The organism is Frankia sp. CeRuru1 (assembly GCF_977966315.1).
Genome location: NZ_CDWWEW010000479.1, coordinates 1 through 1,204 on the forward strand (window position 1 = coordinate 1; position 1,204 = coordinate 1,204).

1 protein-coding gene and 1 pseudogene are annotated in these 1,204 nt (G+C 71.9%); both read left to right on the top strand.

The features are described 5' to 3' along the window. Window positions 1-135: 135 nt before the first annotated feature. Window positions 136-630, top strand: a pseudogene (locus tag AC08OP_RS23030) (ISAs1 family transposase); the annotation flags it as partial. Window positions 631-829: 199 nt separating this feature from the next. Beyond that, a complete protein-coding gene (locus tag AC08OP_RS23035; RefSeq protein WP_476616087.1) occupies window positions 830-1,192 on the top strand; it encodes a hypothetical protein in 363 nt (120 codons plus the stop codon). Window positions 1,193-1,204: the final 12 nt, after the last annotated feature.

Here is a 1,204-nt window from a genome sequence, read left to right on the forward strand (position 1 = left end):
CCTGTCCGGATTCCGGATGGTCAGCGGGCCCGCCTGGCGGCTCGGGTAGTCGAGCGGCCGGCCGGGTTGCTCGCCGCGCTGGGCGGGGTGCGCGACCGGCGGAAGGCACGAGGGCGCAGGTTCGAGCTGGCGTCGGTGCTGACGCTGTGGCTCGCCGGGGTGCTGGCGGGTCAGCAGACGTTCGCGGCGGTCTGGGAGTGGGCGGTCGACCTGCCGGCCGACCTGCTCGCGGGGTTCGGGCTGGCCCGTGGGGTGCCCTCGGAGCGGACGATCCGCCGCCTGGTCGAGGGCGCTGATCCGGCCGCGTTGGACGCGGCGCTCTCGGGCTGGATCGCGAAGGCCCAGGCGTCGGCGGACCCGCCCGCCGGGCCGCGGGGGCTGGCCTTCGACGGCAAGACCCTCAAAGGCGCCCGCTCGTTCACCGAGACGGGGGCGATGAGCCAGGAGGCGGTCGTCGAGGCGGTCTGGCACCACGGCGGGATCGCCGCCGGCCACCAACGGATCATCGGTGGGGACGAGATCGCCGCGGTCGAGGCGCTCGCCGGCCGGCTCGATCTGGCCGATGTCCTGGTCACGGCCGACTCGCTCCACAGCCACACCCGGCTCGCCCGGAAGATCCGGGCCAGGGGCGGCCACTGGCTTTTCGTGATCAAACTGAATCAGCCGACCGTCCACGCGAACCTGACCCGGCTGCCCTGGAACCAGACCCCGGACCTGGTCACGACCTTTCGAGAAGGGCCACGGACGGACCGAGGTCCGCTCGCTGAAGGCACTGACCATCACCACGCCGGGACTGGTCGGCTTCTGGGGCACGAAACAAGTCGTCCAACTGCGCCGCCGGACCCGGCGCAAGAAGACCGTCACCGCGGAGCCGACCTGGTCCGAAGAGGTGTTCTACCTGGTCACGAGCCTGCCCGCCGAACAGGGCCACCCCCGCTACCTCGCCGCCCGCGCCCGCGGCCACTGGTCGGTGGAAGCCGTCCACCACGTCCGCGACCGGACCCTCCACGAGGACCGCCACACCGCCCGCACGGGCAACGCCGCCCTCGCCTGGGCGATCGCCCGTGACACCGCTATCAGCGCGTTACGCCTCACCGGACATAGGAACATCGCCAAAGCCATGCGATCCACCGCCCGGAACCCCGAACGCGTCTTCCAGATCATCGCCCTGATCAGCGAAAGAGGACTTTGACGGCGCCCTGCC